Below are 10,110 nucleotides of genomic sequence, written 5' to 3'. Positions count from 1 at the left end.
ATCGGGATCAGCGCCACCTGCACGGGGACGACCAGCAGACCGACCACGCCGAGGAACCACCAGTCCCGGCCCGGGAACTCCATCCAGGCGAACGCACCCACCGCGGCACCGCGGTCGTCCTCGCCGACGGCGACCCCGGCTTCTTCGGCGTCGTACGCACCCTGCGCGCACCGGAGTTCGGCCTGGAGATCGAGGTCGTCCCCGCCGTCTCCGCGGTCGCCGCCGCCTTCGCCCGCGCCGCCATGCCCTGGGACGACGCCCAGGTGGTCGTCGCCCACCCGCGCACCCTGCGCCGGGCCGTGAACGTCTGCCGCGCCCACACCAAGGTCGCCGTCCTCACCGCGCCGGGCGCCGGACCCGCCGAACTCGGGCTCCTGCTGGAGGGCGTCCACCGGACCTTCGTCATCTGCGAGGAACTGGGCACCGAACGCGAGCGCGTCACCGTCGTCACCTCCGACAAGGCGGCCGACCACACCTGGCGCGACCCCAACGTCGTCATCGTCATCGGCCCCGCCGCACCGGGCGTCGCGGCGGACAGCGGCGGCTGGATCGCCGGCCGGGACCCGGGCGCCGAACCGCGCGGCTGGGTGCAGCCAGACGAGTCGTACGCCGACGGACCCGGTGGCAGCCTCGGCGAGGGTGAGACGGAGCTGCTGCGCGCCGCGCAACTCGCGCGTCTCGGCCCCCGGGTCGGCGACCTCGTGTGGGACATCGGCTGCGGCTCCGGTGCCTTCGCCACCGAGGCCGCACGCGCCGGCGCTGCCGTCATCGCCGTCGACCGGGATCCGCGGGCCTGCGCCCGCACCGAGACGGCCGCGCGCCGGTTCGGCGTACAGCTCCAAGTGGTCCAGGGCACCGCCCCGCACGCGTTGGAGAACCTGCCCGAGCCGGACGTCGTCCGGGTCGGCGGTGGGGGAGCGGCCGTCGTCTCCGCGGTCGCCGACCGGCGCCCGCAGCGCATCGTCACGCACGCCGCGACCCGCGACGCGGCCGAACTCGTCGGGCGGGACCTGACCGAGCACGGATACCGGGTCGAGTGCGCCCTGCTGCAGTCCGTCGAACTCGACACCCGCGCCTGGACGGAGACCGAGCGGAGCGTCGCGTTCCTGCTCAGCGGCGTACTACCGGACCGCGCCCCGTGATCGGGTTGTCGTACTGCGCGCGGTAGGCTGGCCGATCGTTGTACCGCACCGGGCGGCCCGGAACTTCGTTCGCCAATGTCCGGAAAGCACGCCCGTTTTGGGGTGGGTGTGGTACTGCGGAACCGGAGGACGCGCAACGTGGCGCAGTCCACAGCGGGCTGTCGCGGATCATGCTGTCGCGACGGCGGAACGGCCGGGACAATGCCACTGAATGGCTTTGTCGCCTTTTCCGGCGGGTCGTTCGTGCCGCTGGGCACGGACGCTCGTTCTTCACTACGGGCGGTCGGTGCGCCGTTCCGGGTGAGCTGGTCGTAGGAGCATTAAACCGATGGGCGAGGGGTACGCATGACCGACACCGGCCAGGTCCCGGCCGAGGGGCAGCCGGAGAGCGCAGGCATGGTGGAGCAGCCGGGCGTCCCCGCGCACGGTGCGTACACCTACCTCTCCGAGACACCCGCCGAGGACGAAGACCTGCTGCTGCCGGGCGCCCAGGGCGCGTGGGGCAACGAGGTGCCGCCACCCGCTCCGGAACCGGTCGTCGAGGCCGTCCACGAGCCGGGCCCGCACGAGACGTCCGGCCGCGACAGCGGCTCCGTCGACCTCGGCGGCGTCCGCCTGCCGAACCCGGCTCCGGCCTCCGTGCCGCAGTCGCCCATCCTCTCGGCCCCGCAGGACCAGTCGGCCGCGCCGCAGTCGCCGCGCCGTCCGCTGCACCTCGGCCCGCCGATCCCCGACGCCTCCGCGAGCCCGGTCCGCTCCCTCGCCGACCGCGGCCCGGCCGGAGCGCCGATGCGGCAGCCGGGTCCCGCCACGGCCGGCCCCGAGTACCTCGACGCCCAGCCGCTGCACGACATGGCCCCGCAAAGCGCGGCCCCCTGGGGCGCGGCGCCGGCCACCCCCGTGGTGGCGGAGACCGGCGCACCGGCTCCGGCCGCGGTGGCCCAGGCCGGCGCGCAGGCACCGGCCGCCGAAACGGTTGACCCGGCCGCCGTCGCCCAGTCCGACGCGTCCGACGCCGCCCAGGCCGCCGTCGCCCGCCTCGCGAACCAGGCGGCCGCGCAGGCGCCGGGCACGGCCCAGGTGGTGCACGGTCACGACGGCGCGCAGCCCGTGCACGGCCACGACGGGGTGTATGCGGCTGCTGTTCAGCCGGCGCCTGAGGGGTCGGCTCCTGCGGGGGCGGCTCCTGAGGGCGTCCAACCGTTCGTCGTGGGTCCGGGGGCCGAGGGCGCCTTCGAGCCCGCCCCGGCCGAAGGGCCGGAGGGTGTTCAGACTGTTTCCGGTCAGGGCGCCGAGGGTGTCCCTCAGGCTGCTGGCGAGGCCGCCGCACCGCATGCCGAGGTCATGGCCGCCGTGGACGGTGGCCCGGTCGCCGACGGCGGTGCCGCCGCGCCCGGTGACCCCGTGGCCGAGGCGGTTCAGGTGTCCGGGGCCGTGCCCGTCGCCGTCGAGGAGGGCGACGTGGCCGGTGATCAGGCCGCGGCTGCCCCGCAGGAGGCACCGATGACCGACCCCGCCGAACAGGGAGCCGTCCAGGAGGCGGGAGCCCCGGTGGTGCTGGGCGAGGCCGTGCCGGGTCAGGTTCCGGAGGAGGTGCCCGTGGTCGCCGCCGAGACGTCCGAGCACGCTCAGCCGTCCGAGGGCGAGGGTCTGCCGCAGGCACAGGGCGCGCCGATCGCCGTCGACGCCGGGCAGGCGGTTGCGGTCGCCGAGGGCGCCGTTGTCACCGAGGGCGCCGCCGGGACCGTGGAGACCGTTTCCGCGCCGGAGGCGTCCGATGCGGCCCAGGTCGCCGCGGAGGCCGTGCCGGGCCAGGTCCCGCAGCAGCGCGGTGAGGGCGTACAGCAGGGCGAGGACGCGTCGGTTGGGCAGGTCGCGGATGTTGCTGAAGGGGCGGCCGTAGCAGCCCAGGGCGGAGTCGAGACCCCGGCAGCCGTTCCCGCCGCCGAGGTGCCGGAGGCCGCTGCGGAGGCCCTTCCCACCCCGGCCGCCGTTCCCCCGGCGCAGCCCGACCCGGACACCCCTGGTGCCGTGGAGTCGCAACCCGGCGCGGTGGACGCCCAGCCCGCCGCCCAGCCGGTGGCTGTCGCCGATGCCGCTGCCGATGCCGACGCGGTACAGACGCCCGAGCCCGCAGCGGCACCCGCGGCCGATGCCGTACCGGCGCCCGCACCCGCGCCCGTCACCCCGGCCCCCGCGCCGGAGACGGCGGAAGCCCAGGCCGCCGCTGTCTCTCCGGCCCAGGAGGCCGTACCGCAGCCCGCGGCCGAAGGCGCCGGGACGCCCGGGCCGCACCCCTACCCGGCCCAGGGCCCGCAGCTGGCCGAGCCCCTCGCGCAGGACGCCCAGGCCGTGCCCGTCGCGCCGCACCCCCAGCCGGCCGCCGACCTTCAGCCCCAGCCGGCCGTTGAGCCGAACGCGCAGGCCCAGCCCGACGCGGCCGCCCCCGACGCCGTCCAGCAGGCAGTCGTCGCCGCCCCTGCCGGCCCGCAGGCAGTCGTCGCCGCCCCCGCCGGCCCGCAGACGCAGCCCGCCCAGGCCGCCCCCACGCCAGCCGCCGCCGAAACCGGGGCCGAGGCCGCGCGCCCTGCCGACAGCGCCGCCGTTCACCCGGAGACCGTCGGGCAGCCTGCCCCCGCTGGGCCGGGTGAGCCGCTGTCCCCCAGCGTGTCGCCGCACCCGGAGCAGCCGCTCGGGCAGTTCGTGCCGGTCGAGGGCCAGGTGCCCACGACCCCGCATCTGGCGCCGACTCCGCCGCAGCCCCTCGTCATCCCCGACGACGCCCCCGAGCCGGTGGCCATGGTGCCGGCCCCGCGCGAGGGCGAGCCTGCCCCCGTGGCGGCGTCGGACGCGGAGCACGCCCCCGATGTCGTACAGCAAGCGGAGGACCTGCAGACCAGGGCCGCCGACCAGGAAGAAGAGAGCACGGCCGCAGTGGCGGAAGCACGACAGTCCACCGGCCCCGCCGCGCCCGGCTACGCCGACGCCGAGCGCGAGGCCGTACTGAAGGTCATGCGCGAGCGCAGGGACATCCGCAACGGCTTCCGCAGCGACCCGATTCCGCACGAGGTACTGCTGCGCGTCCTGGAGGCCGCCCACACGGCGCCCTCCGTGGGCCACTCGCAGCCCTGGGACTTCGTCGTCATCCGCTCCGCCGACACCCGGCGGACGATGCACGAACTGGCGATGCGACAGCGCGAGGCGTACGCCAAGTCGCTGCCGAAGGGCCGGGCCAAGCAGTTCAAGGAACTGAAGATCGAGGCCATCCTCGACACCCCGGTCAACATCGTCGTCACCGCAGACCCCACCCGCGGCGGCCGCCACACCCTCGGCCGTCACACTCAGCCGCAGATGGCGCCCTACTCCTCGGCGCTCGCGGTGGAGAACCTCTGGCTCGCCGCCCGCGCCGAAGGCCTCGGCGTCGGCTGGGTCAGCTTCTTCGACGAGCGGGAGATGGTCCGCGCGCTCGGCCTGCCCGAGCACTTGGAGGTCGTCGCCTACCTGTGTGTCGGGTACGTCGACGAGTTCCCGGACGAGCCCGAGCTGATGCAGGCCGGCTGGTCCAAGCGACGCCCCCTGTCCTGGGTGGTGCACGAGGAGACGTACGGCCGCCGCGCCCTGCCCGGAGAGGAACCCCACGACCTGCTTGCCGAGACCGTCGCACAGATCCGCCCGCTCGACGCCAAGGCCCTCGGTGAGGCCTGGGAGCGCCAGAAGCGCATGACCAAGCCGGCCGGCGCGCTGGGCATGCTGGAGATCATCTCCGCTCAGCTGTCCGGGCTGTCCCGGCAGTGCCCCCCGCCGATCCCCGAGCCCGCGGCCGTCGCCATCTTCGCGGGCGACCACGGCGTGCACGCCCAGGGCGTCACCCCCTGGCCGCAGGAGGTCACCGCCCAGATGGTGGCCAACTTCCTGGGCGGGGGAGCGGTCTGCAACGCCTTCGCCAACCAGGTCGGCGCCGAGGTGTGCGTCGTGGACGTCGGTGTCGCCGCCGACCTGCCCGCCACGCCCGGTCTGCTGCCCCGCAAGATCCGCGGTGGTACGTCCGACATGACCACCGGCACCGCGATGACCCGCGAGGAGGCCAAGGCGGCCATCGAGGTCGGCATCGAGACCGCCCGCGACCTGGTGGCGGCCGGCAACAAGGCGCTGCTCACCGGCGAGATGGGCATCGCCAACACCACGGCGTCCGCAGCCCTGATCTCCGTCTTCACCGGCGCCGACCCGGCGGAGGTGACCGGCCGCGGCACCGGCATCAACGACGAGACCCTCGCCCGCAAGACCGAGGTCGTCCGCCGCGCCCTGGAACTCCACCAGCCGGACCCGGCCGACCCGATCGGCGTCCTCGCGGCCATCGGCGGCTTCGAGCACGCGGCCCTGGTCGGCCTGCTCCTCGGCGGCGCGTCCCTGCGTACGCCGGTGATCCTGGACGGCGTCAGCGCCGGCGCCGCGGCCCTCGTCGCCCGCGCCATCGCCCCCGAGGTCCTCGCGGCCTGCATCGCCGGCCACCGCAGCGCCGAGCCCGGCCACGTGGCCGCCCTCAACAAGCTGGGGCTGCGCCCGCTGGTCGACCTGGACCTGCGCCTGGGCGAGGGAACCGGTGCCCTGCTGGCCCTGCCGCTGGTCCAGAGCACGGCACGGGCGATGCACGAGGTGGCTACGTTCGATTCGGCTGGGGTCACTGAGAAATAGCGGCAGCCACAAGGGGCCCGGGACTGCGGTGCCGGGCCCCTGTTGTACACGTCCGTGGGCCCGTGGGCAGTCGTCCCGCAGGGCGGGACGGGTGGGCACGGGCTCACGCACCCGCACCCGGCGACGATGCCCAGCCACCGGACACCTGAGCCGCCTTCACCGCCGCCAACGTAAAATCCGCACGTCAGCGCCACCGCACAGCCACCGGAGGAGCCGCCCCATGGCCGAACACCCCGCCTACCCCGTAGGCCTCCGCCTCTCCGGCCGCCGCGTGGTCGTCCTCGGCGCCGGCACGGTGGCCCAGCGCCGCCTCCCGGCACTGATCGCGGCCGGCGCGGACATCGTCGTCGTATCCCCCGAGGCGACTCCCTCCGTGGAAGCCATGGCGGACGCGGGCGAGCTCACCTGGGAGCGGCGCCCTTACGCGGACGGCGACCTCGCAGACGCCTGGTACGCCCTCATCGCCACCAGCGACCCCGACGCCAACACCGCGGCCTCTGCCGAAGCGGAGCGCCACCGCGTCTGGTGCGTCCGCTCCGACGACGCCGACCGGGCGACCGCCTGGACCCCGGCCACCGGCCACAGCGAGGGCGTCACCGTCGCCGTGCTCACCACGGACGCGCGCGGTCGCGACCCCCGCCACACCGCCGCCATCCGGGACGCGGTGGTGGAGGGCCTGCGCGACGGCACCCTGGTGGCGCCCCACCACCGCACCCGCACCCCGGGCGTCGCCCTGGTCGGCGGCGGCCCCGGCGACCCCGACCTGATCACGGTCCGCGGCCGCCGGCTGCTCGCCGAGGCGGACGTCGTCATCGCCGACCGGCTCGGCCCGCGCGACCTGCTCGCCGAACTGCCGCCGCACGTCGAGGTGATCGACGCGGCGAAGATCCCGTACGGCCGCTACATGGCCCAGGAGGCCATCAACAACGCGCTCATCGAGCACGCCCGGCAGGGCAAGTCGGTCGTACGGCTCAAGGGCGGCGACCCGTTCGTGTTCGGCCGGGGGATGGAGGAGGTCCAGGCGCTCGCCGAGGCCGGCATTCCCTGCACCGTGGTCCCCGGCATCTCCAGCTCGATCTCCGTGCCGGGCGCGGCCGGTATCCCCGTCACCCACCGGGGTGTCGCCCACGAGTTCACGGTCGTCAGCGGCCATGTCGCCCCGGACGACGAGCGCTCCCTGGTCGACTGGCCGTCGCTGGCCAGGCTCACCGGCACGCTCGTGATCCTGATGGGCGTCGACAAGATCGGGAAGATCGCCGAGACGCTCGTCGCACACGGCAAGTCCCCTAAGACACCCGTGGCGCTGATCCAGGAGGGTACGACGGCCGCGCAGCGCCGCGTCGACGCCACCCTCGCGACGGTCGCCGAGACCGTACGGACCGAGGAAGTGAAGCCCCCCGCGGTCATCGTCATCGGCGAGGTCGTGACGGTCGGCCCGGAGCCCGCCGCCTGACCACCCACCCCTTGATCACGCGTAACCCGGGGTAACGCACCCGTTCCCAGCCGTTGGCACCGCACCCAGGACAAGGCAGTATCACCCTGTGGCCGATCTCATCACCGTCGAGGATCCCGACGACCCGCGTCTTTCCGACTACACGGGCCTGACCGACGTCGAGCTGCGCCGCAAGCGCGAGCCCGCCGAGGGCCTGTTCATCGCCGAGGGCGAGAAGGTCATCCGCAGGGCCAAGGAAGCGGGCTACGAGATGCGCTCCATGCTGCTCTCGGCCAAGTGGATCGACGTCATGCGCGACGTCATCGACGAACTGCCCGCCCCCGTCTACGCCGTGAGCCCCGAACTCGCCGAGCAGGTCACCGGCTACCACGTGCACCGCGGAGCGCTCGCCTCGATGCAGCGCAAGCCGCTGCCGACGGCCGGCGAACTCCTGCGCTCCGCGCGCCGGGTCGTGGTCATGGAGTCGGTCAACGACCACACCAACATCGGCGCGATCTTCCGCTCGGCGGCCGCCCTCGGCATGGACGCGGTCCTGCTGTCACCCGACTGCGCCGACCCGCTGTACCGGCGGAGCGTCAAGGTGTCCATGGGCGCGGTGTTCTCGGTGCCGTACGCCCGGCTGGAGACCTGGCCCAAGGGCCTGGAGTCGGTCCGCGAGGCCGGTTTCACCCTGCTCGCGCTCACTCCGGACGAAAAGGCCCGTTCCCTCGACGAGGCCGCCCCGCACAGGATGGACCGGGTGGCCCTGATGCTCGGCGCCGAGGGTGACGGACTGTCCACCCAGGCCCTGGTCGCCGCCGACGAATGGGTCCGCATCCCGATGGCCCACGGAGTCGACTCGCTCAACGTGGGCGCGGCCGCGGCGGTCGCCTTCTACGCGGTGGCCACGGGCCGCCCGGAGTCCTGATCTTCCTCGACTCACCCTGACCCACCCGAGCCCGCGCCGGCCCGGGGGAGCGGCGGTGACGTGTCCGAAGCGTCAGCCGCTCTGGGGCGGCGGCGCCTCTTGGGGCCTGTGCGTTGGCCGCTTTGGGGTGCCGCCACCTCTTGAAGCCTCCGCTCCTGAAGGGCTGCCGCGACCCGAGCCTCAGCCCCGGAGAGCTACCACCATCCGAAACCTCAGCCCCCCGAATGGCCGCCATATCCCGGAGCCCCGGCTGTTCGCGGGGCGTCGGTCACTTTCCGAAGTCCTGGCTCGGCGTTGACCCGTACCGTTGGGACATCGGCTGGTCCGCGTCCGTCGTCCGGTGGCTCGGCTGGGTGCGCTGCTGAGGTCGGCCGCCGTCGTCCCCGAGCCCGCGTGCCGGGCCCTGGCAGCCCTGTGCCACCGCGATGCCGAGTGCCACGAGCAACGTCACCACGACGAACACGAAAAGCCGCTGGCGCAGCAGCCGGGGATTGGCCGGCCGTAGCCCACTGCCCGTCGCACGCGGCGCCCGCCGCCCGGAGCCGTTGCGCGCAGCGGGACGGTTTCCGTTGCCCGAGCGCGCGCCGCCACCACGCGGCGCCGGGGTCGGGCGGGCCGAGCCCGGCCGCGCGGAGGCACCCGTACCGTTACCGCGCGGGCCGTTGCCGGCCGCGCCGCGCGACGGCACCCCGCTCCGCGAGGGCGCGCCGCCGCGCGGCACCGGTGTGCCGGGGGAGGTGCGCCGCTGGGTGCGCTGCTGCTCGGGATAGGTGTCGATGAGCCGCCCGGTGGGCCGGTCCGCCTCCGCGGTGCGCGGCGCGGGCGGCCGTACGTCGGCCAGGCCCTGGGCCTCGCGGGCGGCGATCTCCTTCAGCCGCAGCGACAGCTGCAGGGTGCTGGGCCGGTCGTCGGGGTCCTTCGCCAGGCAGGCCCGCACCAGCGGGGCGAGTGCGTCCGGTACGCCGTGCAGGTGCGGTTCCTCGTGCACCACCCGGTACAGCATCACCTCGGAACTTCCGTGCCCGAAGGGCGAGTCGCCGGTGGAGGCGTAGGCGAGGGTCGCGCCCAGGGAGAAGACGTCCGTCGCCGGGGTGACGGCCGCGCCGCGCACCTGCTCGGGCGCGAGGAAGCCGGGGGAGCCGACCGCCGTACCGACGTGGGTGAGGGTGGAGGCGCCCGTGGCCCAGGCGATGCCGAAATCGATGATCCGCGGCCCCTTCGGGGACAGCAGGATGTTGGAGGGCTTGAGGTCCCGGTGGACGACACCGGCCTCGTGCACGGCGACCAGACCCTCGGACAGCGCCGCGCCGATCGACGCGGTGTCGGCGGCGCCGAGCGGGCCCTCGTCGGCGACCTTGTCGTGCAGGGACGGCCCGGGCACGTACTGTGTGGCGAACCAGGGCCGGTCGGCCTCCAGGTCCGCGGCGACCAGCCGGGCCGTGCAGCCGCCCCTGATCCGCCGGGCCGCCGAGACCTCACGGGCGAACCGCGAGCGGAACTCCTGATCCTCCGCCAGATCGGGCCGGATCACCTTCAGCGCGACCCGCTGCCCCTTCTTGTCGGAGCCGAGGTAGACCACACCCATCCCGCCCGCGCCGAGCCGTCGGTGAAGCCTGAACGAGCCGACGACGCGCGGGTCCTCGCGCCTCAGGCGCATCATCGCCATGTTCATCCCCGCTGCCCGGTCCCTGTGACGTGGCACAGCTTACGTTTCCACGGCCGCCTGCGCGCAGAGGCCGCGCCCTCCAGCCCGGACGGATTGTGCGGGCCACCGATACGGGGTGAAACACGGTCAGGAAGTCGGCGACTTCCGGGCCATTGAGCCACAGATGCACCCAACCGATGCTGAACACACGGGTGTTGAGGACGCGAGACGGCAGGTGGTGCCGGTTCGCGCACCCCCGCGACACCCACCA

The 10,110-nt window shown here is 74.6% G+C and carries 5 protein-coding genes; 4 read left to right on the top strand and 1 reads right to left on the bottom strand.

All coding sequences use genetic code 11. From position 1 onward, the window contains the following. The 4 genes from cbiE to ACWC0C_RS26100 form a co-directional block, all read left to right on the top strand. Positions 1–1,142, top strand: a 1,142-nt coding sequence (gene cbiE / locus ACWC0C_RS26115) for a precorrin-6y C5,15-methyltransferase (decarboxylating) subunit CbiE (RefSeq protein ID WP_450866197.1), incomplete at its 5' end; no start/stop codon positions are given. A 345-nt stretch (positions 1,143–1,487) separates the two neighbouring features. Beyond that, positions 1,488–5,834 carry a nicotinate-nucleotide--dimethylbenzimidazole phosphoribosyltransferase gene (cobT, locus tag ACWC0C_RS26110; protein WP_450866195.1) on the top strand — a complete coding sequence of 1,449 codons (4,347 nt, stop codon included), beginning with the start codon at positions 1,488–1,490 and terminating at the stop codon, positions 5,832–5,834. A 220-nt stretch (positions 5,835–6,054) separates the two neighbouring features. Next, positions 6,055–7,287, top strand: coding sequence for a uroporphyrinogen-III C-methyltransferase (gene cobA / locus ACWC0C_RS26105; protein WP_450866193.1), 1,233 nt, complete (start codon positions 6,055–6,057; stop codon positions 7,285–7,287). A gap of 88 nt (positions 7,288–7,375) precedes the next feature. After that, the gene (locus ACWC0C_RS26100; RefSeq protein ID WP_449196668.1) at positions 7,376–8,194 is read left to right on the top strand and encodes a TrmH family RNA methyltransferase; all 819 of its coding nucleotides are present in this window, start codon (positions 7,376–7,378) and stop codon (positions 8,192–8,194) included. 268 nt (positions 8,195–8,462) lie between these two features. Here ACWC0C_RS26100 and ACWC0C_RS26095 read toward each other — a convergent pair whose 3' ends face one another. Then, positions 8,463–9,866 carry a protein kinase domain-containing protein gene (locus ACWC0C_RS26095; protein ID WP_450866191.1) on the bottom strand — a complete coding sequence of 468 codons (1,404 nt, stop codon included), beginning with the start codon at positions 9,864–9,866 and terminating at the stop codon, positions 8,463–8,465. Between the last annotated feature and the right edge of the window lie 244 nt (positions 9,867–10,110).

The organism is Streptomyces sp. NPDC001709, from assembly GCF_053596375.1.
This window is presented reverse-complemented; position numbering and strand designations above follow the sequence as displayed.